The sequence below is a fragment of the Kribbella sp. CA-245084 genome, from assembly GCF_050942355.1.
GTDB lineage: Bacteria > Actinomycetota > Actinomycetes > Propionibacteriales > Kribbellaceae > Kribbella.
The window spans coordinates 6,808,479-6,833,448 of sequence record NZ_CP192053.1; the positions used below are offsets into that span (position 1 = coordinate 6,808,479).

The following is a 24,970-nucleotide window of genomic DNA, read 5'->3' on the forward strand; positions in this document are numbered from 1 at the left end:
ACTCTTGCCCCGACCTTGCGGGCGGTGGTTACCTTGCCCCCATGCCTCTGCGCCCACTCCCTCCCGGCAGCTCCGAACTCACCGGCGGGTTCTGGTCGGACCGCCGGCGCGTCAACCGGGAGACGACCATCCCCGCCGCTGCGGAACGGTTGGAGGAGGTCGGCACGCTCACGAACTTCCGGCGCGCGGCCGCCGGCGAAACCGGAGGCTTCGCCGGGAAGCTCTTCGCCGACACCGACGTCTACAAGTGGCTCGAGGCGGTCGCCTGGGAACAGGCCCGCGAGCCGTCGGACGAGCTCGCCACCTGGCAGACCGACGCGAGCGCATTGGTTGCCGCGGCGCAGGAGCCCGACGGCTACCTGAACACGCACACCCGCCTCGCCCTCGACGGCACGCGGTACGGCGACCTGGAGAAGGGTCACGAGCTCTACTGCGCGGGCCACTTGTTCCAGGCGGCGGTCGCGCAGGTGCGGGCGACCGGGGATCGCACCTTGCTCGACGTGGCCTGCCGGTTCGCCGACGAGCTGTGCAAGACCTTCGGACCCGGCCGGCTGGAGGGCATCGACGGTCATCCGTTGATCGAGATGGCGCTCGTCGAGCTCTACCGCGAGACCGGCACCGCGTCGTACCTGGAGCTGGCTTCGTACTTCGTCGAGGCGCGCGGGCACGGGATGCTGACGGTCCCCGGGCACCATGGGCCGGCGTACTTCCAGGACCATCTGCCGGTGCGCTCGGTCCGGACGATCGCGGGCCACGCGGTGCGGGCGCTGTATCTGGCGGCGGGCGCGACCGATGTCGCGGTGGAGACCGGTGATCACGAATTGCTCGACGCGCTGCAGGCGACGTGGTCGACGATGGCCGAGAGTCAGACGTACCTCACCGGCGGCGTCGGTTCCCGATGGTACGGCGAGGCGTTCGGCGACCCGTTCGAGTTGCCGCCCGACACGGCGTACTGCGAGACCTGTGCCGCGATCGCCAGTGTGCAGTGGAGTTGGCGGCTGCTGCTCGCGACGGGTGAGAGCAAGTACGCCGATCTGATCGAGCGCACGCTCTACAACGCGGTGATCCCGGGTGTCTCACTCGCGGGCGACCGGTTCTTCTACGTGAACACGCTGAAGGTCCGGCACAACGCCTTCGCCGACGACCAACGGTCCGCGGTCGGCGGACGGCAACCGTGGTTCGGGACGGCGTGCTGCCCGCCGAACGTGATGCGGACCCTGTCGTCGCTGGATCAGCTGGTGGCGACCTCAGACGATGACGGGGTTCAGCTGCAGTTGTATGCGCCGGCCTCGATTGCCGTCGACCTGCCGACCGGGCGGGTGGCGTTCGAGGTGGCGACGGAGTACCCGTGGCACGGGACCGTGCGGGTGCGGATCACCGCGACACCTGACGAACCCTGGACGCTGGGTCTTCGGATCCCGGCGTGGGCCGACAGTCACCGCCTGACGATCAACGGTCTGGAGGGACCGCTTCGGCGGGTGTGGGCGGTGGGCGACGAGGTTGTGCTCGAGCTGCCGGTGGCGGCCCGTCGTACCCGGCCCGATGAGCGGATCGACTCCGTGCGCGGGTGCGTCGCGATCGAACGCGGTCCGTTGGTCTATTGCTTCGAGCAACAGGACGCGGACGTCGTACTCGACGAGACGGCGGCCGTCGCGGGTGAGCTGGTCGAGCGGGAGCGGGCGGATCTGCTGGGTGGAGTCACGACGGTCGAGGTACCCGGGCGGGACGGACCGCTGACCGCGATCCCCTACTACGCGTGGGCGAACCGAACGGTCGGCCCGATGACGGTGTGGATCCGGGAGGACGCGTGAACTACTGGGAAGATCCCGGCTCCGGGTACGGCGTGCTGCCCGCGCGGGCCGCCGTACGGTCGGATGCTCCGCGGCTGAGTCTGAACGGGCAGTGGCGGTTCCGCTGGTCTCCCACGGTGCCTGCGGCCGGATTCGAGGCGGTGGACTTCGACGACTCGGACTGGGACTGGTTGCCGGTGCCGTCGTCGTGGCCGATGCACGGGCACGGGAGTCCGGCGTACACGAACCAGAAGTACCCGTTCCCGGTGGATCCGCCGTACGTGCCGGACGAGAACCCGACCGGTGATCACCGCCTGGAGTTCCAGCTCCCGGAGTCGTGGAACGGTCCGACGGTACTGCGTTTCGACGGGGTCGACTCGTGCGCCCGGGTGTGGCTGAACGGCGTCGAGCTCGGGGTGACGCGCGGTTCGCGGCTGCCGGCCGAGTTCGCCGTCGGCGACATACTGCGTCCGGGGCGGAACGTGCTCGCGGTGCGGGTGCACCAGTGGTCCTCCGGTTCATACCTCGAGGACCAGGACATGTGGTGGCTGCCGGGGATCTTCCGGGACGTCACGCTGATCTCGCGGCCCGTGGACGCGGATGTGTTCGTGCACGCTGATTACGCGGATCGCGCCGGCGTGTTGATGGTCGAGTCGGTGCCGGGCGCGGTCGTGCGGATCCCGGCGCTGAATGTTGTCGTGCCGTGTGGGGAGACGGTGACGATCCCGGGCGTCGAGCCTTGGTCGGCCGAAGCGCCGCGGTTGTACGACGCGGTGGTCGAGCTGCCGGGTGAGCGAGTGTCGCTACGGATCGGGTTCCGTACGGTGGAGATCGTCGACGGCGTACTGCGGGTCAACGGGCGGCGGATCGTCTTCCACGGAGTGAACCGGCACGAGCACGATCCCGTGTTCGGTCGCGCCGTACCGTACGAACGGATGCGCGACGAGCTGCTGGTGATGAAGCGGCACAACATCAATGCGATCCGGACGAGTCACTACCCGCCGGACTCCAAGCTCCTGGAGCTGTGCGACGAGCTCGGGTTCTGGGTGATGGACGAGTGCGACTACGAGACGCACGGGTTCTTCCTGCTCGACTGGCGCGGGAACCCGGCCGACGATCCGCGCTTTCTCGACGCGTCGCTGGACCGGATGCGGCGCACGGTCGAGCGCGACAAGAACCATCCGTCGGTGGTCATGTGGTCGCTCGGCAACGAGGCCGGCGTCGGGTCCAACCTGACCGCGATGGCGTCATGGACCCGCGACCGGGATCCGTCGCGACCGCTGCACTACGAGGGCGACCTCTCGTGTGCGGACGTCGACGTGTACAGCCGGATGTACGCCTCCCACGCGGAGGTCGAGGCGATCGGCAAGCGCGCCGAGAAGCCGTTGGACGACCCCGGGCTCGACGCACGGCGCCGGGCGATGCCGTTCGTGCTCTGCGAGTATTCCCATGCCGGAGGCAACGGTCCCGGCGGGCTGCCGGAGTACGAGGCGCTGTTCGACGCCTACGAACGCTGCCAGGGCGGCTTCCTCTGGGAGTGGATCGAACACGGCATCCTGCGTCCCGACGGAACCTACGGGTACGGCGGGGACTTCGGTGAGGAACTGCACGACGGAACCTACGTCCTCGACGGCCTGGTGTTCCCCGACCTCACGCCGCAGCCCGTCCTCGCCGAGGTCCGCAAGGTCTACGAGCCCGTCCGCCTGTCGGTGGCCGGCGACCTCCTCACGATCACCAACAGGTACGACGTCCTCGACACGTCACACCTCGCCCTGCACTGGGACGTCGCCGACGAAGGCGAGGTCGTTGCTCGCGGCACCCTCGACCTGCCGGTCTTCCCGGCCGGCGCCACCGCGACGGTCAAGCTCCCCGGCCTTCCCACAGCCCAGAACCGCGAACGCTGGCTGACGATCCGGGCAGTCCTCGCGATCGACACCCCTTGGGCGGCCGCCGGCCACGAGCTCACCTTCACCCAGACTCAGCTCGGCCGACGACACCGTCGTTCCGAACGCACGAAACTTCACCTCGGTCCCGGGCGGTTCTGCGAGCGGACTGGACGACTGATCGGCCTCGGCGGCTGGGAAGTGCAGCACGTGCCTCTTGAACTGTGGCGCGCGCCCACGCAACACGACGCCCGCACCTGGGACGCCACCACCCTGGACCGGAAGACCCGCTGGGCCGACGCCGGACTCGACCGGCTCCGGTACCGGACCGTCTCGGTGGACCGAAGCGCCGACGAACTGACCGTGGTGTCGATGGTGGGTGCCGCCGCGACGGACGCGCGCGTGCTGACGACGTACCGCTGGACGACGGACGGGGACCGGATGACGGCGGACGTCGAGGTTCAGCCGTTGGGTGAGTGGACGGTGCCGTGGGCACGACTCGGCGTGACGTTCGGTGTGCCTGGCGGGTTCAGCCAGCTGACCTGGTTCGGTCAAGGGCCGGGGCAGGCGTACCCGGACTCGCGGTCCGCCGCCCGCGTCGGTCGCTACTCGAGCACCGTCGACGACTTCCAGGTCCCGTACCTCTACCCCCAGGAGAACGGTGCCCGTGGCAACGTCCGCTGGGCCGAACTGTCCGGGTCCGCCGGCACCTTGAGACTTCTGGGTGATCCGCACTTCGCCCTGACGGTCAGGCGCTGGACGATCGCCGACCTCGCCGCCGCCGAACGCCCGGCGGATCTCCACCCGACCGAGAACGTCTGGATCACCGTCGACGCCCTCCAGCACGGTCTGGGCAGTCCGACCAGCGGCGCGCCGATCCTGCCACCGCACGACCTGCAACCGCAGCAGCACCGGCTCAGGTTCAGTCTGGGAGGCTGAGCCAGGTGCCGGCCAACGGTTGCTGACCGACGCCGGGCTTCGACCAGTCGCAGACACCGCCGCGGAAGATCGTCCGCAGCCGCGCCCACTCCGCGTCGGTGAAGCCTGGGTAGTCCGAGCGGACCGGGGTGCGCAGCTTGCACTTGATCACGTCCGCCGCGACGCCCGCGCCGGCGACCTCGCGGGGGAACGACGCCGAGGGAAAGAGTTGCTCGCAGCGCGAGGCCGGGTCGCGGTTCAGCGGCTGCGCGACGAAACCGTCCGGCCCGCGACAGCCCTCCACGAGCGTGTCGGGCTTCGCCGCGACGATCTTGTCGATTCTCGGACGCGGTGTGTCGTCCGCGGTCAGTTGTGTCAGCCAACGGTCCATTTCATCGATCGCATACTGTAGGAGCGGGCTGTCCGTGCTGAACAGTCCGTAGCGCGCGTCCTCGAGCAGGCTCACCTGGTTCGCCGACGTACCGTTCGCCTTCTCGAGCCGGGCGCGCATCGAGAACGTGTGGTAGCGGACGTGGATATCGCCGTACGACTGGGTGTCGAAGTACGCGCGGTAGTCGATGATCGGGACGTCCTTCAGCCCTCCCCCGCCGTTGGTCAGCCGCCCGGTCCGGTACCCCGTACGCACGGCCTGCGGATCCGCGACGGTCCGGGCCGGCACGAGGTTCGCGTCCGCGTCGAAGCCGCCGATGCGCTCGTTCAGATCGAGGAACTGCGACGGCGTGATCACGCCGGACTTCAGTACGCCGAGCCCGTACTGCACGCCGACGTTGTCCAGCGGTCGCCGTACGAACCCGGTCGACGGATCCGCACCGTACGTGTTGACGGCGTGGTCGAAGACGTCACACGGCACCCCGCGAGGGTTCGCAACCGGGTCGTAGCGCTGCGCCGCCGGGACGATGTCGCAGTTGCGCCGCGGGTCGATCCGGTTCGCGCTGAGGGCCATACTCGGCAGCGTCGCGTACGTCGCGAACCCGGCCACCTGCCGCTTCTGCTCCTGCGTCCAGGCGATGCTGGACTTGTTGAAGTACGAGTCCAGCAACCACGAGTCGCTGATGAACGAGATCGTGCCGAAGCCGACCTCCGGGAACGAACACCCGACGATGATCCCGTCGAAGATGCCCGGGTAGTTGTCGGTGATCTGGTGCGCCTGGTACGACCCGCCCGAGCACCCGAAGCCGACCGTGTATTCCGGCCGTCCGTAGTGCTCGACGAACAACTCCTTCGTCATCATCGCCGACTCCGCCGCGGTCAGATCGTTGCAGTTCTGACCGAAGACGTTGAGCGACGAGGACATCAGCGCGTACCCACGACCCAGCAGGAACGCATCCGTCACGCCACCGGTCGTGGACCCCGATCGGTGCCATCCGCCGGCGCAGCCGCCGCCGAGCGTGAAGATCGCCCGCCCGTTCCAGCTCGCCGACCGCCGTGTCGGCGTCGGTGTTGCCTCGTGCAACGGATCGTGCAACATCGTGGTCTGGACGACGGCACGGTTCGCGCTCCCCGTCTCCATCCGGACGATGAACGGATCGCCGTCGTCGGTCTTCGCGAGATCCGCCGGGTACGCCGTCGTACCGGCCGGCCACTTCACGAAGGCCCCCGCGGTCGTCCGGTAGAAGTAGTCGACCCGCGGCTTGACTGTGCAGTCGGCGTCGAGCGGAGCGCCGAGCGTGCCGCCGATCACCGGGATCGTGAACTGCGCCGTCTCACACACGAACGGCTGCTCGTGCGGACCCGAGAACACCGGCCCTTGGCGTGGATAGTTGCGCACGTCAAGCGTCGTACGCCGTCCTCCAGCCTCCGCCTGGAGGACATTCGATCCCACGGTCAGGTTCCCGACCAGTCCGGTCAGACCGTGCCCGTCAGCGGTGAACACCGACGACACATCCTTGCCGTTCAGCGTGACGCGCACGTTGTCGTCAGCGCCGTCGACGTGGACGAGTGCATCGCCACCAGTGATCTTGTCCGGGCGGCTGGACAGGATCTCCAGCTTCACCTCCCGCGACGCCACGGCCGGAACCGCGGGAAGGACGAGCGCACTGGCGAGCAGGACTACGGCCAAACGAACTGGTCGGGAACCAATCACGCGTCCTCCTAGTGGGCGGCCACCTCGTACACGCGGGCGATGTCAGGAGTCGTGCTGGACGGATCGGTGATCGTCAACCGGATCTGGTCGATCGCCGCCGACGTCACCGGAGTGGAGACCAGGGCCTTCGTGTTGGCCGTGTAGCTTCCGAGCTGGACCCAGCCCGCGGACGTGTGTCCCTCGACCGTGAACGCGGTCAGAACGGTGCCGGTGGCAACATTCGGGTACCCGTACCCGCTGTACACGTCCACCTGACTCACATCCTTGTAGGTCCCCAGAGCCACTGTGAGCACCGGCGCCGTGTCACCGACGGCCGACATCCAGCGTCCGCTGTCCAGACAGGACCCGTCAACCGCTTTCGGCGCGCCCGAGTTCGCGTCGTACGTCGACGACGCGGTCACGGTCGCCCCGCGCGCCAGGTGATCGGAGCACGGCGAGACCGCCGGCGCCCCGGCCAGCCAGTCGCGGATGAACCCTCCCTCGTACTCGCCCGAGAGCAGGTTCCAGTTCTTGTCGAACATCACCGGAGCCCAGAAGTTGTCGAACACCCAGCCGACCCATCCGATCTGCGGACGGGCGTCCAGATACTGGCGCAAGGGCAGTCCCCAGCCGGAGGTCGTACCGGCCGTGACCTGGTTCGCCGACGACGAGGGGTCCCAGCCGAATTCCGTCAACACCACCGGCAGCGTCGCCGAGGCAGTGCCGAACTTCGGATCGAGACTGGCCGCGGTCGTCGGGCCTTGGTTCGGATACAAGTGGTAGACGTACGCGATGTTGCCGCCGATGATCGGGTCGGTCACGGCACCGTTGAGCCGGGTGCTCCACGACGGGCTGCCCATCAGGATCACGTTCGACGCCACCGACCGGATCGAGTCGACGACCGGCTGGATGTACGACTTCCACGTAGCCCAGTTGTCCGGCGCGATCGGCTCGTTGAACACCTCGAACAACACGTTCGGGTTGTTCGCGTACCGCGGCGCGATGAAGTCCCAGAACCCTTTCACATCGGACTGCGGTACGGCGCCGGCCGCGTCACCGTAGTTGCGGACCAGATGCAGGTCGATGATCACATAGAGGCCCTTGGCAACGGCATGGTCGACGTACGGCTTGATGTACGTCGCGTCGTACGCGTTCAGGTCCTTCCCGATGGCCTCGGTGACGAGCAGGCGGAGGGCCTTCGAGTTCCAGCCGTTCGACACCGTCATGTCGATCAGATCGTTGATCGGCTTGGAGTTGCAGTCGGTGCAGACGGAGTTCTGTTCGGGGGCGATGACCGAGAGACCCTTGAGGGTCACGTTGGTCCCGGCGCTGTTCTTGATGCGATTGCCTTCGGTGTGCAGGGCGGGTAGTGCGGTGGTGCTCGCTGCGGCATTCACCAGGGAAGCAGCAGAGAACAGCACCGCGGTACACAGGGCGGCCAAAGACTTTCGGAGCACAGCATCATCCCTTTCAGTCGCGATGGGTGCGGATCTCCTCCGACCACGCAAGCTTTGTGCCGAGGCCGTCGGTGAGGAGACGCTGGTAGTCGGCCAGGTGGGTGGGATCGTTGCGGACCTTGCGCGGTGACAGGCCTTCGGTCAGGCAGAAGCTGACCAGTGCGCCAACCGCCTCGCCGATGCTCCATTCGACCGGGTGCAGGCGGTAGCAACCATTGGTGATGTGCGTCGTGCCGATGTTCTTGTTCGCGGGCAGCAGGTTGTCGACGCGGACTGGGATCAACGCGCCGAGCGGGATCTGGAACGGGTACGCCTCGATGTCGACATACGTCCGTCCCGCCGTGCTCGGGTGCAGATCGATCCGGTAACGACCGAGCCCGACCGTGTCCGCGAACAACTCACTGCCCGCGCCGTCCGGCCGCGCTTCGACGCCGACGTGCTGCTCGAGCACAGTGAACTCGGCCCGGATCCGGCGCGATTCCCGGATGTACGGCGCCTTGGCCAGACCGTCCGCCGTACCGGTAACGTCCGGGCGCAGCGTCAGACCGGGGTAACCGCCTTCGGTCTGCATCCAGTAGAGGAACGACAACGACAGGTCCCGGCTGGCAGCGAGAGCCTTTGAAGGGTCGGGCCCACCGAGCAGTGGCTGCTCCCAGTAGTCGAGTTGGGGCCAGTTCACCACGGTGACATCCGGGATCGCCTTGTCGACAAAGTTGCTGCTGGCAAGGATTTGTCGATAGCGCCAGAGCGAGAACGGCGCCCGGTGATCCTGGTTTGCCTCGAGCAACTTCCACTCGCGCTGCTCCAGCGTCACCGGCACGACGTCCGTCCAGGACAACTGCGGCCCCGGCCAGAACGGCGCGACCGTGTCCCGCCAATGCTCGTAGGTGGCCGGGCGGTCGATCGTGTGATCCTCCCCCGCCCGATGCTCCAGTGCGAAGCACCACGAGAACGCCTGCTGATCAAGGGGATTCGCGATCTCAGGCGCATGCAGCTCGCCGGTCTGGTCGTGGCCCTCGGCACCGATTACGTGCTCGACGTCGGCCAGCTCCAGCAGGTCGCCGAGCTCGGTCGCGTCGACGACGTACGTCGCGGACACGGTCAACTCGTCGCCGCTCCGCACATCCTGGAGCGTCACGGCCCGGATCTCGTCGCCGTTGGTGGCCGCCGAGATCGCCGAGTGCTCAAGTAACACGCGGAGCCGACCGGACGCGCGCCACGGCGCGAGCATCTCCTCGATCACGGCGGCGGCGACCCGCGGCTCGTGACAGAACCGGCTGACGACTCCGAGGCCCGGATCGAGCAGCGGATCGGCAGCGGCCTCGGGCGTCAGCGGGTAGTTGCGGCGGTAGTAGTCCCGGATCCGGCGGCGCAGTTCGGCGTACCCGCCGGCGGCGTACTGCTCGATCCAGGGGTGCTCGTCGGGCGGCACAAGCTGGCTGGTCAACTGCCCGCCCAGCCAGTCGGTCGGCTCGGTCAGCACAACGCGGTGACCCAGCCGTACTGCGGTCAGCGCAGCCGCGACCCCACCGAGTCCGCCACCGACGACCAGTACATCCGTCTCGAGCTCCACCCGTTCACTCCTTTACTCGCGACTTTTGAATGGATGGCGCGGCGACGGTTTCGCCGGCCACCAGATCACAGGCCACCAATTGGCTGACCGGTTCCTCCTCCGGGTTCTCGACCCGCGCCACCAGGGCGTCGATCGCGATCCGGCCGATCTCCTTGCGCGGGATGACCAGGCAGTCCCAGCGGTGACCGGGCTCGTCACCCGACCCCTCCAGCACCGCGACCGACAGGTCCGCCGGGATGCTCAGCCCGCGCGCTGCCAGCCCAGTCCGCAGGTGCTCAGCCAGGCCGATGTTCTCGGCGACCACCGCGGTCTCGGGACCGGACGCCAGTTCGTCCAGCCACTCCTCGGTCAGCTCCGGCTCGCCGCGGAATCCGGGCGAGCGGTCCTGCAGACCGAGCCGCTCGATTGCCTTGCGGTAGCCGGCCCGGCGATCGGCGTACGCCTCCTGCTCGATCCCCGAGCGAAGGTACGCGAAGTGCCGGTGACCGCGCTCGGCCAGCGACGTGACGAGCCGGTCGGCGGCCGACACGTAGTCCGGGATGATGCACGGGATCTCCGCGCCCGGGACCTCGCGGCGGCCGATGTGCACGAACAGGTATCCGTCGTGCCACAGCCGCGCCAGCTCCTCGCGATCGGTCGCGGCACCGAGCAGGACGGTGCCGTCGGCGAGGTTCAGCCGGTTCGTGCCGTCGCGGTAGATCCGGCGCCGGCCGTCGCTCGTTCCGGTCGAGGTGAACAGGACCAGGTCGTACCCGATCTCCTCGGCACGCTCCTCGATCCCGAGCAGGAACTCGAAGTAGAAGTCCTCCCGCGCGTGCGGGAACACGGCCTCGAAGGTGTGTACGCCGAGGAGCCGGTTGCGCTTGTTCCGGAGGTTCCGCGCGGCCGCGTTCGGGACGTACCCGAGCTCCTTCACCGCGGCCCGGATCCGCTCCTGGGTCTCCTCCGGGATCCGGTCGATATCCCCGCTGACCACCCGGGACACGGCGGACTGGGATACGCCCGCGAGCCGGGCGACGTCGGATTGTCGTGGCGCTTTCATGCGTTCTCCTGCAACCAGCAGTGGGTCCATCGCCCGTCGGGCAATTCGGTCCGGGGCGGCGTCTCGGTGCGGCATCTGTCCATCGCGAACGGACACCGCGGGTGGAACCGGCAGCCCGCCGGCGGGTCGATCAGGCTCGGCGGCTCGCCCAGGTCCTCCGCGTCGAACAGGTCCGGCCGGTCCCTGCGTTCAGGATCGGGAGACGAGTCGATCAGCAGCTGCGTGTACGGGTGCAGAGGGTTGGCGATGACGTCCTCTTTCGGACCGCCTTCGACCATGCGTCCGGCGTACATCACGACGATGTCGTCGCACAGATAGCGCGCGCTGGCGATGTCGTGCGTGATGTAGAGCAGGGCAAGGCCGTCCTCGGTCCGCAGCCGGTCGAGCAGGTTGAGCATCTCCAGCCGGATCGACACGTCCAGCATCGAGATCGGCTCGTCGCCGAGCAGCACCTTCGGCTCGACCGCCAGCGCCCGTGCGATCACCACCCGCTGCCGCTGCCCACCGGACAACTCGTGCGGGAACTTGTCGAGGTACTGCTCGGTCGGCGTCAGACTGACCCGCTCCAGCAGCTCGTCGACCCGCCGGTCCAGCTCCGCCTTCGTCCGTACGGCGTGATGCAGCTTGACCGCGCGCTCCAGGTTGTACCGGACGCGATGCAGCGGATTCAGCGAACCGAACGGGTCCTGGAAGATCAGCTGTACGTCGCTGTAGTACGCCCGCGGCTTGCCCTTCACGGTCTCGCCGTGCAGCCGGATCTCACCGGACGTCGGCGGATAGAACCGCGCGAGCAGCCGCGCCAGCGTGGTCTTTCCGCTCCCGCTCTCACCGACCAGTGCCACGATCCGGCCCGGCTGCAACGCGAGCGTCGCGTCCTCCACGGCACGGACCGTCGACCGGCCCGCCGGGAAATGCTTCGAGACCGCGCGGGCCTCGAGAACAGGTTGGCTCATAGCTGATCATCTCCTGACGGGTAGAGCCGGCAGGCGACGGCGTGATCCTCGATCGTCAGCAATTCCGGTCGTTGCTCGTCGCAACCGTCGAAGCGGTCCGTGCAGCGCGGGTGGAACGGGCAGCCGGGCGGCGGATTGCGCAGATCCGGCGGGCTGCCGGGGATACCGTTCAGCTTGCGGAGCGGCGAACGCAGCGGCGGGAACGAGTCGCGCAGGCCGCGCGTGTAGGGGTGCCGGGGCTTGGTGTAGAGCGATTCGGCCGTGCCGATCTCGACGATGCGGCCGCCGTACATGATCGCGATCCGGTCCGCGAGCTCCAGCAGCAGGGAGAGGTCGTGAGTGACGAACACGACCGCGAACCCCAGCTCGCGGCGTAGACGCAGTACCTGGGCGAGGATCTGGCGTTGCATCACCACGTCGACGGCTGTCGTCGGTTCGTCCATCACGACCAACTCGGGGCCGCAGGCCAGCGCGAGGGCGATGCTCGCGCGCTGCCGCATGCCGCCGGACAGCTCGTGCGGGTAGCTGCGCACGCGGTCCGCGGAGATCCCGACCATCCCCAGAAGCTCGGCCGCCCGCGCCCAGGCGTCCTTGTTGCCGAGCGTCTTGTCGTGGGAGCGCAGTACGTCGACGAACTGCGCGCCGACCCGCATCACCGGGTTGAGCGCATCCATCGCGCTCTGCAGAACGATCGCGAGCGAGGTCCAGCGCAACTTCCTGAGCTCGTCGGCGTCGAGCGAGACCAGGTCGGCGCCGTGGAACTCGATCCGCCCGGCCGTCGTGACCGCCGGCGGTCGCTGCAGCCGGGTCAGCGCGGTGATCAGCGTCGACTTACCCGACCCCGACTCCCCCGCGACACCCAGGATCTCGCCCCGGCGCAGCTCGAACGTCACGTCATCGCACGCCCGCACAGGCCGCTCGCCGGTCACGTAGTCGACCGTCAGACCTTCCACCGTCAACACACTCACGCCTCGACCACCTTTCGCGCGCGGACGACGACCGACCGGCGGGCCTGGCGCAGTTTCGGGTTGGAGATCTCGTCGACGCCGAAGTTCACCAGCGTTGCCGCTGTACCGATCAAGGCGATGCAAAGCCCGGGTGGCACGAACCACCACCACAGCCCTCGCAGTACTGCGCTCTGCTGCTGCGCGGCCTGGATCATCGTGCCCCAGCTGATCGATCCGGAGTCGGTGATGCCGAGGAAGGCCAGCCCGGCCTCGGCCATCACGCCGCCGATCATCCCGTGCAGGAACATCGCCGAGATCCAGCCAGTCAGATGCGGGAGCACCTCGAAGAAGATCAGCCGGCGGTGCGACTCGCCGATCATCCGCATCGCCAGCACGAAGTCACGACTGCTCAGGCTGAGCGACTGTGCCCGCAGCGTCCGCGCGCCGCCCGACCAGCCGAACAGGCCGATGATCAACGCGATCACGAACGGTCCGGTGCCCTGCACGTAACCCGCGACGATCAGGATCAGCGGAAGGACCGGCATCACCAGGAACAGGTTGGTGAGGAAGTTCAGGCCGTTGTCGACCGCACCGCCGAAGTACCCGGCCGGTACGCCGACGAGGATCGCGATCAGCGTGCCGATCGCCGCGGCGAGGATCCCGACCAGCATCGAGCCCCGCGCGCCGGCGATGGTCTGTGCGAGCACGTCCTGGCCGAACTGCGTCGTACCGAAGAGGTGCTGCGCGCTGGGCGGCTGCGAGATCGAACTGATGTCGTTCGCTCGTGGGTCACCGCCGATCACGGGTCCGAGGACGGCCAGCAGTACGAAGAAGGTGAGGACGGACAGCCCGATGCGGACCTTCCAGCTTTTGAGCATGGTCATCCCCTCGCCCGGATCCGCGGATCGAGCAGCACGTAGGCCAGGTCGGCGACGAGGTTGGCCAGCAGTACGGCGAGCGTGATCAGCAGGAAGACGCCCTGCATCATCGGGTAGTCCCGCTTCTGCAGCGACTCGTAGAGCAGGTAGCCGATGCCGGGATAGCTGAACACGATCTCGGTGAGCAGCGCGCCGCCGACGACACCGCCGAGCGCCATCGCGAAACCGGTGAAGCTCGGCAGCATCGCGTTGCGGGCGGCGTACCTGAACATCACGCGCCTCGGCGACAGACCCTTCGCCTGCGCGAGCAGGACGTAGTCCTCGCGGACCGTGGTGACGGTCATGTTGCGCATCCCGAGCAGCCAGCCGCCGAAGGCCGAGAACACGATGGTTGCTGCTGGCAACACACCGTGGTGCAGCACGCTGCCGGCGTACGCGAGGCTGAATCCCTGCGGCAGGTCGGCGTCGTACCCGCCGGACAGCGGGGTCCAACCGAGGACGAAGCCGAAGATCCAGAGGGCGAGCAGCGCGACCCAGAAGTACGGGACGCTGCTCAGGAACGTGGTGAACGGGGTGAGGATCGCGTCGAGGCGGCTGCCTGCTTTCCAGCCGGCGACGACGCCGAGCAGGGTGCCGATCGCGAACGCGGTGATCGTCGTCGTACCGACGAGCAGCAGCGTCCACGGCAGCGCCTGCCAGACCAGGTCGGCGACCGGGACCGGGAAGTTGACCACGGAGACGCCGAGATCACCGTGGGACAACTGACGGAGGTAGTCGGCGAACTGCTGGGCCAGGTTGGCGTGCGGGTTGCCGAAGATCGCGCGGATCGACATCAACGTCTCGGCCGGGACCTGCTGACCGCTGACCCGTTCCAGCTCCTCGACGATCGCCGACGACGGGTCGCCCGGCATGAGTCTCGGGAGCAAGAAGTTCAGCCCGATCGCGGCGGCCGCGGCGGCCAGGTAGAAACCCAGCCGCCGGGCCAGGAACGCCCATCGCACCGCCAGCATCGTCAGCTCCCCCGACGCTGGAGCTTCAGCATGGTCAGGATCGTGTCCGGTCCCATCCCGACGAACGGGATGTGGTCGAAGTCGTCCGGCGTCGGCCAGCCCGTCCAGCGGGTCGCGTTGATGTCGACGAAGTAGAAGTTGTTGTAGATCGGGCTGAACGGGACCTTGTCGACGACGATCTTCTGCAGTTCGCGGCCGAGTGTCTTCAGCTGGTCGACGTCGTCGGTGCGTTCCATCGAGGCCAGGATCGAGTCCGTCTGCGGGTCACTCCAACGACCTTGGTTCAACGTCGCGGACTTGCCGATCGGGACTTTGTACGAGCTGCTGAGGAAGCGGTAGACGCCGTACACCCCGGAGCCGCCGGTCGATGCGGCCGCCAGGTCGAACTGGCCGAGGTTCTGCTTGTCGTAGTACCCGGCGCTCGGCTGGCCGGCGCCCTTCACCTGCAGGCCGAGGTTCTGCTTCCAAGTGTTGATCAGGATGTCGGCGTAGTTGCCCCAGCCCCAGTCGGAGTTGAACAGGATGCTCGGCTGGTACCGCTTGCCGTCCTTGACCAGCGCGCCGTTGTCGATCGTCCAACCGCCCGCGGCCAGCTCGGCCTCCGCCGCGGCGGCGTCGACCTTCTGGACCTTGCCCTTGTACGCCGGGTCGAGCCAGTCGGCGAACAGCTGGTCGGACAGTCCGGTCGGGCCGGCCTCGGTGCCGGGGCGCTGAAGCGTGGTGACGACGGCGGTGCGGTCGATGGTGAGCGCGAGGGCCCGGCGTACGTGCACGTCGTCGAAGGGTGCCTTGGCGGTGTTGAACAGGACCGACATCGCGCCGCCGTTGGAGTAGAGCTGGTACAGGTGCTTGTCCGGGTCCTTGGCGACGTACTCCTTCTCGCCGTTCGGCCAGCTCGCCGACGCCCAGTCGATATCGCCCTTCAGCAGCTGGGCTTTGAGCGCGTCGGCGCTGGTCGGGATGATCTTGTACGTCGTCATCGGCAGCTTCCCGCCCCAGTAATCGGTGCGGGCCTGGAGCGTGATCTGCTGCGGCTTGAACTCCTTCAGCGTGAACGGGCCGGTGCCGATCGGTTCCGGGTTCGTCCAGGTGTTGAGGTTCTGCGTGGACCAGATGTGCTTGGGGACCATCGGGAGCAGGATGTTCGCGAACTGGTTCAGCGTCGCGTACGACGGCTCGGCGAACGTCACCGCGACCGTCGCGTCGTCGACCTTCTTCACCGACTTGTAGGTGACACCGGCGATGCTGAAGTCCGGCTTCTCGATCGGGAGGCCGAGCGAGTAGACGACGTCGTCCGCGCTGAACTTCTGCCCGTCCGACCAGGTCACGTCCTTGCGCAGCTTGATCGTCAGCTGTTTGCCCTGCGCGGAGAACGTCCAGCTCTCCGCCAGCCACGGCTTCACCACGCCGCCGTCGCCGTAGTCGACCCGCATCAACGGCTCGTAGACGAGCTCCATATTCGGCGCCTTGTCGGTCGCCGGGCCCATCACGTTGTAGTTGTGGACGAACGTCGTACCGCCGTCGGTCTTCGCGTAGACGACCGACGCGTCCGCCGCGCCGCCGCCGCCCGCCGGCTTGGCGGCGGGGCCTGAGCACCCCGCCGCCAGCACCGCACCGACCACCACTAGGACCCGCCACCGACTGCGCATATCTCTCACCCCAGACTAGAGCGGCTGCACGTTCATACGTATGAGCACTCTGGTATGAGCTATTTCCGGGTTGCTCTTACGTATGCGCAGGAACCTACGAACGTTACGCGCGCATGTCAAGACCGAGACGGCTCAGCAACAACAATCCGCGGATGTTGCCCCGCCACAGCCACCTCATACACAGCCCGAACCCGCCACCCGCGGTCGATCTGGGCCGCCTGCTGAGGGTTGACGATCGCCACCAGCACCCCGTCGAGCACCTCATGCCACCGCCGGACGTACGGCCCCAGATCCCCGATCTGCAGCCGGTGATCCCACGGCGGGTTGGTGACGATCCGCTCAACCCTCCCGCCCAGGCAAGCCGCATCACCCCAACACCACCTGACCCCCGCGCCCCCCGCGCCTGCGGCGCGGGGGGCGCGGGAAGTGCGGGCGAGGCCCTCGGCACCTTGCGCATCCCGGGGGGCTGCCTCGGCCGCGTTCTCGCGGGCAGCCGCGCCTGCGGCGTTCTCGTGGGCGGCTGCGAGTGCGGCGGGGTCTTGGTCGATGCCGGTGTAGCTTGCTTGCGGCTCGATGGCCTGTGCTTCTAGCAGTAGGGTGCCGGCGCCGCAGAACGGGTCCACGACTCGGTGGGCGGGCTCGATGCCTGCTAGGCGTGCCATTGCGGCGGCGACGGGTGGATGCAGGCTGCCCCGGACGGTCCGGGTTCGCCAGGGCCGGCGATGCAGCGGTACGGCGTACGGGCGTAGGCCGACCCACAGCGTCTTTCCGTCCAGCACGACCCGCCACTCGGACCGCTCGACCGGCGGCACCGCACCATCGCGCCGCGAGTAGTACCGTCCGCCGAGCCGCGCACCCACCAGGTCCTCGATGTCGAACCGGTTGAAGTTCCGCACACCCACGAACGACGCACTGACCGCAAACGCACCCTGCCCCGCCGGCAACTCCAACGACCGAACCGCCGCCGCCAGCGCATCCCTGGTCCGCCCAGGATCCACCGCAACGCCATGGACGACGAAGACGTCATCCGCCAGCCGCGGCGGACCGGACTCGCCCGGCGTCCACTCGACAACCACCTGCCGCTTGGACAGCTCGACCACCCGATGCCCCGCAGCGACGACTTCCTCAGCCGCCAGCTTTTCCAACCCCGCAACAGCCCGCACCAGCACCAAGTGCATGGAGAATCTCCCGGATAGCACCCGGGAACAACCAACCGGTTACTCCCGCATCGCTGACCACGGGAAACCTCGAACAGGCCAGCGGAGGCTAGCCGACGCGGAAGAAGTATGTCTCCATGGCGGAGATCCTGGCACACAAGCGGGGAACTACCCAGCGAATTTCCGCTGTGCCCTTGAGTAATGAACTCGCATGGTTTTAATCTCGGGTTCCCGCCCCGGAGGTTGCTCGTGCCCAGACAGCTGTCTTGGATCGCCCGGCGAGCGTTGCTCGTCGCCGCCCTGCTTCTCGGACTCTCCCCGATCGCTCCCGCACAGGCGGCTCCCACCCCGACGGTGGTGGCCCAAGCCGCGTCGCGCGGCGCCGAAGTCGTTGCGGTCAAGCAGGTCGCGGACCGGCTGACGGACCTGACCGTGCGCTCCCAGGCGCTCGGCGGCCGTACCGTCAACGTCCGGCTGCTCACCCCCGACGGCTGGAATCCCGCCGACCGCACGCAACACTGGCCGACGTTCTGGCTGCTGCACGGCTGCTGCGGGGACTACACGTCGTGGTCAGGCACGGATATCGCGACGATCCCGAGCCTGCGCAAGGTCCTCGTCGTCATGCCCGAGGCCGGCTGGAACGGCTGGTACAGCGACTGGTGGAACTACGGCGCCGGCGGCGATCCGGCCTGGGAGACGTTCCACACCGTCGAGCTGGCACACCTGCTCGAACACGGCTGGGGCGCGAGTTCGAATCGCGTCGTGGCCGGCCTGTCGATGGGCGGCCAGGGAGCACTGCTGTACGCCGCCCGCCATCCCGGCATGTTCCGCGCGGCCGCGGCGTACTCCGGCTCCGCCCATCCGCTGCTGAACGACGAGTCGATCAACCGGATCATGGGATTCTTCGCCGGTCAGGGCAACGACCCGCTCCGCGTCTGGGGTGACCCCGTCGCGCAGCGCTCGATCTGGGCAGCGCACGATCCGTACTATCTCGCCCACCGGCTCAAGTCGCTGCCGGTCTACCTGTCCTGTGGCGACGGCACCGCCGGACCGTTCGACCCGCCCGGAAAGACCGACGCGCTGGAAGCCGACTTCAACCGCCAGAACCACGCCCTGGCCGCGGAACTCCGGCAGCTCGGCGCGAAACACCTCACCACGAACTTCTACGGCCCCGGCACCCACGCATGGGCCTACTGGCAACGCGAACTACACGCCTCGCTGCCGATGCTGCTCCAGGCCCTGCACGTGAATCAGAGGTAGGTCTGGGTGCTCGGGGGTGCGGATTCCATCCAGGCCAGGACGCCGGTGAGGGCTTCTTCGGTCATGGCGAAATGGACGGTGCGTTCCTTGAGGTCGGCGTCGACGATGACATGGCCGGCGTACGTGACCAGGGGCTCGTTGCCCATCGGACGGCGGGTGTTGATGCCACCGAGCTGGCGGCGGTTGACGACGAGCTTGGGCCACCAGGCCAGGCTGAAGACGCGAAACCACTGCAGCTCGTCGCCGACGTACCGGGCCAGGCCGAGGGCCCAGCCGCGGCCGTGCTCCTTCTCGGCGAGCTGGAGACTGCAATCAAAAGTTCCGCCGTCCCTGGACAACCAGCGACGGCGGAACGCGACAAGCACGATGAACAGCACGGCCGCAAGCAAACAGACCCCGACGACATCGAGGACTGTTCTCATACGTTGCCGACCTTCCCAAAACAATCGGTGCTGCCGGGGCCCGACGCCTCCGCGCAGCGGCGGAGAACCGTACCGTTCGTGACGATATTTGATTATGGCAGGTGGTCAGGAGGTCTGCTCGGCCGCCCGCACCCTGGCCTCGGCGAGGCGCAACTCGTCGGCGTCGGCGTCGGCCAGACCGGCCGCCAGCGCCTGCTCGAGCTCGCGCCGAGCCTCCTCCAGGTCGATGTCGTGACCCATCTCGGCGTTCTCGGCCAGGATCGAGACCCGGTCGTTGGCTACCGAGATGAACCCGTCCGGCGCGGCCGCGACGAAGTACTCGTCGTCGACGGTCCGCACCTGGACGGTGCCGCCCTGCAGCAGGCCCAGCAGCGGCGCATGGCCGGGCAGGATGCCGACGTCGCCGTCCGTGGTCCGGGCGATCACGATCTTCGCCTGCCCCTGCCAGACCGTCCGCTCGGCGGCGACGAGCGCCACCTCCAAGTGGTCAGCCATCTCAGTTTTCCTTCTGCAGCTCGGCCCACTTGCGGTCGACATCGTCGAGCGAACCGACGTTGAAGAAGGCCTGCTCGGCGACGTGGTCGTACTCGCCCTCGGTGATCTTCTTGAACGACTCGATCGTGTCCTTCAGCGGCACGGTCGAACCCGGGATGTTGGTGAACTTCTCCGCCATGTAGGTGTTCTGGGAGAGGAACTGCTCGATCCGGCGCGCCCGCGCGACGGTGATCTTGTCCTCTTCGGAGAGCTCGTCGACACCGAGGATCGCGATGATGTCCTGCAGTTCCTTGTTCTTCTGCAGGATCTGCTTCACCCGGACGGCCACGTCGTAGTGCTCCTGGCCGATGTACTGCGGGTCGAGGATCCGCGACGTCGAGGTCAGCGGGTCGACGGCCGGGTACAGACCACGAGCGGCGATGTCACGCGAGAGCTCGGTGGTCGCGTCCAGGTGCGCGAACGTGGTGGCCGGCGCCGGGTCGGTGTAGTCGTCGGCGGGCACGTAGATCGCCTGCATCGAGGTGATCGAGTGACCGCGGGTCGACGTGATCCGCTCCTGCAACACGCCCATCTCGTCGGCCAGGTTCGGCTGGTAACCGACGGCGCTCGGCATCCGGCCGAGCAGCGTGGAGACCTCGGAACCGGCCTGGGTGAACCGGAAGATGTTGTCGATGAACAGCAGCACATCCTGCTGCGCGACGTCGCGGAAGTACTCCGCCATCGTCAGCGCCGACAGCGCGACGCGAAGACGCGTGCCCGGCGGCTCGTCCATCTGACCGAACACCAGTGCGGTGTCCTTGAAGACGCCGGCCTCGTCCATCTCGTTGATGAGGTCGTTGCCCTCACGGGTCCGCTCGCCCACGCCGGCGAACACCGACGTACCACCGAAGTTGTGGGCGATCCGGTAGATCATCTCCTGGATCAGAACGGTCTTGCCGACACCCGCACCGCCGAACAGGCCGATCTTGCCGCCCTGCACGTACGGCGTGAGCAGGTCGAGCACCTTGATGCCGGTCTCCAGCATCTCGGTCTTGGACTCGAGCTGGTCGAAGGCCGGCGCCTTGCGGTGGATCGGCCAGCGCTCGGTGATTTCGAACTCGGACTCGTCCTGGCTCAGGCACTTGCCGGTGACGGACCAGACCCGGCCCTTGGTGACGTCGCCCACCGGGACGGAGATCGCCGCGCCGGTGTCGCGCACCTCGGCGCCGCGGACCAGGCCGTCGGTCGGCTTCATCGAGATCGCGCGGACGATGTTGTCGCCGACGTGCAGCGCAACCTCGAGCGTGATGGTCTGAACGTCGTCGTTGAGGTCGATGTCGACCTCCAGCGCGTTGTACATGTCGGGCATCGCGTCCGCGGGGAACTCGATGTCGACGACCGGGCCGATCACCCGGGCGACGCGACCGATGCCGGTGGCACCCGCCTCGTTGTTCTTCTCGGTAACCGTGGCAGTCATCTCTCTCACTCGCTCCCGGCGTTCGCGTCGGCCAGCGCGCTGGCGCCACCGACGATCTCGCTGATTTCCTGGGTAATTTGTGCCTGCCGGGCCTGGTTCAGATCCCGGGTCAGGCTCTCGATCAGGTCCTGCGCGTTGTCGGTCGCGGACTTCATCGCCCGCTGCCGGTTGGCCAGCTCGGAGGCCGCAGCCTGCAGCATGCAGTAGTGGATCCGGCTGGCGACGTACTTCGGCAGCAGCCCGTCGAGCACCTCTTCGGCCGACGGCTCGAACTCGTACAGCGGCAGGACGTCGTCCGCCGCCGGCGCCTCCTCGCCTTCGACGACCTCCAGCGGCAGCAGCCGGATGACGTCCGCGCGCTGGGTCAGCATCGACACGAACCGGGTGAAGACGATGTGGATCTCATCCACGCCGCCCTCCTCGGTCGGGGTCAGGAAGGCCTCGATCAGCGCGTCGGCGATCTCCCGGGCGCGGGCGAACGACGGCGAGTCGGAGTCGCCGGTCCACGACTGCGCGACCTCGCGCTGCCGGAACGTGTAGTACGCGACGCCCTTGCGGCCGCTGAGGTAGGAGACGAGCTGCTTGTCGTCCTCGCGCAGCATCTGGTGCAGCCGCTCGCCTTCACGGATCACGTTCGCCGAGTACGCACCGGCCTGACCGCGGTCGGAGGTGATCAGCAGAACGGCGGCCCGCTTGGGGTTCGGCTTCTCGGTGGTCAGCGGGTGGTCGACGTTCGAGAACGTCGCCACCGCCGACACGGCGCGGGTGAGCTCACGCGCGTACGGACCGGCCGCCTGGGCGCGCTGCTGCGCCTTGACGATCCGGGACGCCGCGATGAGCTCCATCGCACGGGTGAGCTTCTTGATCGTGGAGACCGAGGCCTTCCGATCACGAAGCTCCCGCAGGTTGGCCGGCATCGGTCAGCTCCGCTTCTGCTTGACGATCTGCTCCTGCTCGACGTCCTCTTCGTCCATCGCCACGGCCTCGGCCTCGGTACCCAGCAGGGTGCCCTCGGAGGTCTGGAACGTCGGCTTGAACGCCTTCAGGGCGTCGGTGACGGCCTGCGCCTCGTCGTCGCCGAACAGCCCGGACTCACGGATCGCGTCGAGCACCTTGCTCTCGCGCCGCAGGTAGTCCAGGAAGTCCCGCTCGAAGCGGAGTACGTCGTTGACCGGCACGTCGTCGAAGTGGCCGCGGGTACCGGACCAGATGGAGACGATCTGGTCCTCCACCGGGTACGGAGAGTACTGCGGCTGACGCAGCAGCTGGACGAGCCGCTGACCGCGGTCGAGCTGCCGGCGGGAGGTGGCGTCGAGGTCGGACGCGAACATCGCGAACGCCTCCATCGCACGGAACTGGGCCAGGTCGATCTTCAGCGAACCGGACACGTTCTTCATGCCCTTGACCTGCGCGGCGCCGCCGACCCGGGAGACCGAGATACCGACGTCGATGGCCGGCCGGATGTTGGCGTTGAACAGGTCCGACTGCAGGAAGATCTGGCCGTCGGTGATCGAGATGACGTTGGTCGGGATGAACGCCGAGACGTCGTTGGCCTTGGTCTCGATGATCGGCAGACCGGTCATCGAGCCCGCGCCGAGCCCGTCGGACAGCTTCGCGCAACGCTCGAGCAGACGGCTGTGCAGGTAGAAGACGTCACCCGGGTAGGCCTCACGGCCCGGCGGGCGGCGCAGCAGCAGCGACATCGCGCGGTACGCCTCGGCCTGCTTGGTCAGGTCGTCGAAGACGATCAGCACGTGCTTGCCCTGGTACATCCAGTTCTGGCCGATGGCCGAACCGGTGTACGGCGCGACGTACTTGAAGCCGGCCGGGTCGGACGCCGGGGAGGCGACGATGGTGGTGTAAGCCATCGCGCCGGCCTCTTCGAGGGCGCCGCGGACCGACGCGATCGTCGAGCCCTTCTGGCCGATGGCGACGTAGATGCAGCGGACCTGCTTCTTCGGGTCGCCGGAGTCCCAGTTCGCCTTCTGGTTGATGATCGTGTCGATCGCGATCGCGGTCTTGCCGGTCTTGCGGTCGCCGATGATCAGCTCACGCTGGCCGCGGCCGATCGGGATCATGCCGTCGATCGCCTTGATACCGGTCTGCAGCGGCTCGCGGACCTCCTGGCGGTCCATCACGCCGGCCGCCTGGATCTCCAGCGCGCGGTCGCCGTCGAGGTCGGTGATCTCACCGAGGCCGTCGATCGGCTTGCCCAGCGGGTCGACGACGCGGCCGAGGTAGCCCTCGCCGACCGGCACCGACAACACCTTGCCGGTCCGCCGGACCTGCTGGCCCTCCTCGATCCCGTCGTAGTCGCCGAGGATGACGACACCGATGTCGCGGACGTCCAGGTTCAGCGCGATGCCCTGGGTGCCGTTCTCGAACTCGAGCAGCTCGTTGGTCATCGCCGAGGGCAGGCCCTCGACGTGGGCGATACCGTCACCGGCGTCGACGACGGTGCCGACCTCTTCCGCGGACGTGTCGGTGGGTTGGTACTCGTTGACGAACTGATCCAGGGCGTCCCGGATCTCCTCCGGCCTGATCGTGAGCTCAGCCATCTCTATATCCTGCTTCCTTGACCCTTGCTGGCCTGTTGTCTGTGAGCCGTCAGCCCGCGATGCGCCGCTGCGCTTCGTCGAGCCGGGCCGCGATGGTTCCGTCGATCACTTCGTCGCCGATGTCCACCCGGACGCCGCCGACCACGTGCGGGTCGACGATCACGTTCAGCTGGATCTGCCGGCCGTACTGCCGGCTGAGCGCGTCGGCCAGCCGGGTGCGCTCCGCCTCCGACAGGTCGGTGGCCACCCGCACGGTCGCGATGCTGGCGTTCCGCCGGGCCGCCGCGGCGACCTGGTAGCTCCGCATCGACGCCGCGAAGCTCCGGCCCCGCCCGTCCACGGCCCGCTCGGCCAGCCGCACCGTGCTGACGTCGGCCTTGCCCTGCAGCAGTCCGCGGATCAGCTGCTGGCGGTGCTCGACCGGGATCACCCGGTCCCCCAGCTTGTCGGCCAGGGCCCGCTCGACCGCGACCACGCGGTCCAGCCGGAACAGCTCGTCCTCGACCTCGTCCAGCTTGCGCCGGCTGTCGGCGTACGCCACCTCGGCCTCGACGCTCAACTGGTCGAGGGCGTCACCCAGGTCACGACCGCTGACCCAGCGGCCGGACACCGCGACGGACAGGATCTCCAACGCCTGGGGGGAGATCTTGCCGCCGAACAGCTGCTGTGCCAGGCCGGCCTTGGTGTCCTTCGGCCGGGCCGGGTCGGTCAGCGCGCGCCGGAGCGCGCCGTTGCTGTCGAGCAGCTTGGCGATCGAGAACAGCTCGCCGCCCAGCGCCTCGGCCGGGCTCGCACCCGCCAGGGCCTGCTCGGCCCGGGCGAGTGACTCGTGCGACGCGCCACGCATCAGCGGTCCGTTCCGACGGCCTGACGAGCCGACTCCGACTCCTCCAGCTCCGCCAGGAAGCGCTCGACGGTCCGGCGCTGACGCGCCTCGTCCTCGAGCGACTCACCGACGATCCGGCCGGCCAGGGTGGTCGCCATCGTGCCGACCTCGCTGCGCAGCGAGGCGACCGCCTGGGCCCGCTCGGCGTCGATCTGGGTGCGCGCGTGGGTGACGATCCGCTCGGCCTCCACGTTCGCCTGCTCGCGCATCTCCGCGATGATCGCCGCACCCTGCTCGCGGGCGTCCTCGCGGATCTTCGCAGCTTCCTGGCGGGCCTCCGCCAGCTGCGCGTTGTACTTGTCCAGTGCAGCCTTCGCCTCGGCCTGGGCCTGCTTGGCATCTTCCATGCCGCCTTCGATGGCCGCGGTCCGATCGGCGTACGCCTTCTCGAACTTCGGGACGACGACCTTGGCGAAGAGGATGGCCAGCAGGATCAGGAAGACGAAGCCGAAGATGATCTCTGGGGTGTGCGGCAGCAGTGGGTTGACCTGCTCACCTTCCGCGGCCAGCGGTAGCACCAAGGTCGTCATGGCTGAGTCCTGTCAGTCGTGGG

20 protein-coding genes are annotated in these 24,970 nt (G+C 68.0%); 3 read left to right on the forward strand and 17 right to left on the reverse strand.

Going from position 1 to position 24,970, the window contains the following annotated elements; genetic code table 11:
- The first annotated feature begins 41 nt into the window (after positions 1–41).
- Positions 42–1,811, forward strand: a complete 1,770-nt coding sequence (locus tag ACQPYH_RS32250; protein WP_432879076.1) for a glycoside hydrolase family 127 protein — start codon at positions 42–44, stop codon at positions 1,809–1,811.
- Positions 1,808–4,612, forward strand: coding sequence for a glycoside hydrolase family 2 TIM barrel-domain containing protein (locus ACQPYH_RS32255; protein ID WP_432879078.1), 2,805 nt, complete (start codon positions 1,808–1,810; stop codon positions 4,610–4,612). The genes ACQPYH_RS32250 and ACQPYH_RS32255 overlap by 4 nt, the downstream gene beginning before the upstream one ends.
- Here the strand turns inward: ACQPYH_RS32255 and ACQPYH_RS32260 are convergent.
- From ACQPYH_RS32260 to ACQPYH_RS32305, 10 genes are all read right to left on the reverse strand, one after another.
- Positions 4,596–6,695 (reverse strand): DUF6351 family protein, encoded by a 2,100-nt coding sequence (locus ACQPYH_RS32260; protein WP_432879081.1) that lies wholly within the window; start codon positions 6,693–6,695, stop codon positions 4,596–4,598. The two genes, ACQPYH_RS32255 and ACQPYH_RS32260, sit on opposite strands and share 17 nt — an antisense overlap.
- Before the next feature lie 8 nt (positions 6,696–6,703).
- Complete coding sequence (locus ACQPYH_RS32265; protein WP_432879083.1) at positions 6,704–8,131, reverse strand: cellulase family glycosylhydrolase; 1,428 nt, start codon at positions 8,129–8,131, stop codon at positions 6,704–6,706.
- A 13-nt stretch (positions 8,132–8,144) separates the two neighbouring features.
- Positions 8,145–9,704, reverse strand: a complete 1,560-nt coding sequence (locus ACQPYH_RS32270; protein ID WP_432879086.1) for an FAD-dependent oxidoreductase — start codon at positions 9,702–9,704, stop codon at positions 8,145–8,147.
- 4 nt (positions 9,705–9,708) lie between these two features.
- On the reverse strand, positions 9,709–10,746 hold the full coding sequence (locus ACQPYH_RS32275; RefSeq protein ID WP_432879089.1) for a LacI family DNA-binding transcriptional regulator: 1,038 nt from the start codon (positions 10,744–10,746) through the stop codon (positions 9,709–9,711).
- Entirely contained in the window at positions 10,743–11,699 is a 957-nt protein-coding gene (locus ACQPYH_RS32280; RefSeq protein ID WP_432879092.1) for an ABC transporter ATP-binding protein, read from the reverse strand. Before ACQPYH_RS32280 ends, ACQPYH_RS32275 begins: the two co-directional genes overlap by 4 nt.
- A complete protein-coding gene (locus ACQPYH_RS32285) occupies positions 11,696–12,667 on the reverse strand; it encodes an ABC transporter ATP-binding protein (protein WP_432879094.1) in 972 nt (323 codons plus the stop codon). The genes ACQPYH_RS32280 and ACQPYH_RS32285 overlap by 4 nt, the downstream gene beginning before the upstream one ends.
- Positions 12,664–13,524: an ABC transporter permease gene (locus ACQPYH_RS32290; RefSeq protein ID WP_432879096.1), complete on the reverse strand. Its 861-nt coding sequence runs from the start codon at positions 13,522–13,524 to the stop codon at positions 12,664–12,666. The genes ACQPYH_RS32285 and ACQPYH_RS32290 overlap by 4 nt, the downstream gene beginning before the upstream one ends.
- Before the next feature lie 2 nt (positions 13,525–13,526).
- The gene (locus ACQPYH_RS32295; RefSeq protein WP_432879098.1) at positions 13,527–14,534 is read right to left on the reverse strand and encodes an ABC transporter permease; all 1,008 of its coding nucleotides are present in this window, start codon (positions 14,532–14,534) and stop codon (positions 13,527–13,529) included.
- Between the two features lie 2 nt (positions 14,535–14,536).
- On the reverse strand, positions 14,537–16,183 hold the full coding sequence (locus tag ACQPYH_RS32300; protein ID WP_432879101.1) for an ABC transporter substrate-binding protein: 1,647 nt from the start codon (positions 16,181–16,183) through the stop codon (positions 14,537–14,539).
- Positions 16,184–16,299: 116 nt separating this feature from the next.
- A complete protein-coding gene (locus tag ACQPYH_RS32305) occupies positions 16,300–17,361 on the reverse strand; it encodes a methyltransferase domain-containing protein (RefSeq protein WP_432879102.1) in 1,062 nt (353 codons plus the stop codon).
- Positions 17,362–17,589: 228 nt separating this feature from the next.
- Here ACQPYH_RS32305 and ACQPYH_RS32310 point away from each other — a divergent pair, with 228 nt between their 5' ends.
- On the forward strand, positions 17,590–18,600 hold the full coding sequence (locus tag ACQPYH_RS32310) for an alpha/beta hydrolase (RefSeq protein ID WP_432879105.1): 1,011 nt from the start codon (positions 17,590–17,592) through the stop codon (positions 18,598–18,600).
- On the opposite strand, the gene ACQPYH_RS32315 is transcribed toward ACQPYH_RS32310, so the two are convergent.
- From ACQPYH_RS32315 to ACQPYH_RS32345, 7 genes are all read right to left on the reverse strand, one after another.
- The gene (locus ACQPYH_RS32315) at positions 18,591–19,022 is read right to left on the reverse strand and encodes a DUF2550 domain-containing protein (protein WP_432879108.1); all 432 of its coding nucleotides are present in this window, start codon (positions 19,020–19,022) and stop codon (positions 18,591–18,593) included. The two genes, ACQPYH_RS32310 and ACQPYH_RS32315, sit on opposite strands and share 10 nt — an antisense overlap.
- A 105-nt stretch (positions 19,023–19,127) precedes the next feature.
- Positions 19,128–19,517, reverse strand: a complete 390-nt coding sequence (locus ACQPYH_RS32320) for a F0F1 ATP synthase subunit epsilon (RefSeq protein WP_432879111.1) — start codon at positions 19,515–19,517, stop codon at positions 19,128–19,130.
- Position 19,518: 1 nt separating this feature from the next.
- Entirely contained in the window at positions 19,519–20,973 is a 1,455-nt protein-coding gene (gene atpD / locus ACQPYH_RS32325) for a F0F1 ATP synthase subunit beta (protein ID WP_432879113.1), read from the reverse strand.
- 5 nt (positions 20,974–20,978) lie between these two features.
- Positions 20,979–21,890 (reverse strand): F0F1 ATP synthase subunit gamma, encoded by a 912-nt coding sequence (locus ACQPYH_RS32330; RefSeq protein WP_432879115.1) that lies wholly within the window; start codon positions 21,888–21,890, stop codon positions 20,979–20,981.
- Positions 21,891–21,893: 3 nt separating this feature from the next.
- On the reverse strand, positions 21,894–23,531 hold the full coding sequence (gene atpA, locus ACQPYH_RS32335; RefSeq protein WP_432879117.1) for a F0F1 ATP synthase subunit alpha: 1,638 nt from the start codon (positions 23,529–23,531) through the stop codon (positions 21,894–21,896).
- A gap of 49 nt (positions 23,532–23,580) precedes the next feature.
- Positions 23,581–24,378: a F0F1 ATP synthase subunit delta gene (locus ACQPYH_RS32340; protein ID WP_432879119.1), complete on the reverse strand. Its 798-nt coding sequence runs from the start codon at positions 24,376–24,378 to the stop codon at positions 23,581–23,583.
- Positions 24,378–24,947: a F0F1 ATP synthase subunit B gene (locus ACQPYH_RS32345; protein WP_432879122.1), complete on the reverse strand. Its 570-nt coding sequence runs from the start codon at positions 24,945–24,947 to the stop codon at positions 24,378–24,380. Before ACQPYH_RS32345 ends, ACQPYH_RS32340 begins: the two co-directional genes overlap by 1 nt.
- Positions 24,948–24,970: the final 23 nt, after the last annotated feature.

Bases quoted from the DNA above. Each gene is read 5' to 3' on its own strand.
- ACQPYH_RS32250 (WP_432879076.1), top strand. From the start codon at position 42: ATGCCTCTGCGCCCACTCCCTCCCGGCAGCTCCGAACTCACCGGCGGG.
- ACQPYH_RS32320 (WP_432879111.1), bottom strand. From the start codon at position 19,517: ATGGCTGACCACTTGGAGGTGGCGCTCGTCGCCGCCGAGCGGACGGTC.
- ACQPYH_RS32290 (WP_432879096.1), bottom strand. From the start codon at position 13,524: ATGCTCAAAAGCTGGAAGGTCCGCATCGGGCTGTCCGTCCTCACCTTC.
- ACQPYH_RS32300 (WP_432879101.1), bottom strand. From the start codon at position 16,183: ATGCGCAGTCGGTGGCGGGTCCTAGTGGTGGTCGGTGCGGTGCTGGCG.
- ACQPYH_RS32330 (WP_432879115.1), bottom strand. From the start codon at position 21,890: ATGCCGGCCAACCTGCGGGAGCTTCGTGATCGGAAGGCCTCGGTCTCC.
- atpA (WP_432879117.1), bottom strand. From the start codon at position 23,531: ATGGCTGAGCTCACGATCAGGCCGGAGGAGATCCGGGACGCCCTGGAT.
- ACQPYH_RS32275 (WP_432879089.1), bottom strand. From the start codon at position 10,746: ATGAAAGCGCCACGACAATCCGACGTCGCCCGGCTCGCGGGCGTATCC.
- ACQPYH_RS32315 (WP_432879108.1), bottom strand. From the start codon at position 19,022: ATGAGAACAGTCCTCGATGTCGTCGGGGTCTGTTTGCTTGCGGCCGTG.
- ACQPYH_RS32295 (WP_432879098.1), bottom strand. From the start codon at position 14,534: ATGCTGGCGGTGCGATGGGCGTTCCTGGCCCGGCGGCTGGGTTTCTAC.
- ACQPYH_RS32340 (WP_432879119.1), bottom strand. From the start codon at position 24,378: ATGCGTGGCGCGTCGCACGAGTCACTCGCCCGGGCCGAGCAGGCCCTG.
- ACQPYH_RS32305 (WP_432879102.1), bottom strand. From the start codon at position 17,361: ATGCACTTGGTGCTGGTGCGGGCTGTTGCGGGGTTGGAAAAGCTGGCG.
- ACQPYH_RS32280 (WP_432879092.1), bottom strand. From the start codon at position 11,699: ATGAGCCAACCTGTTCTCGAGGCCCGCGCGGTCTCGAAGCATTTCCCG.
- atpD (WP_432879113.1), bottom strand. From the start codon at position 20,973: ATGACTGCCACGGTTACCGAGAAGAACAACGAGGCGGGTGCCACCGGC.
- ACQPYH_RS32345 (WP_432879122.1), bottom strand. From the start codon at position 24,947: ATGACGACCTTGGTGCTACCGCTGGCCGCGGAAGGTGAGCAGGTCAAC.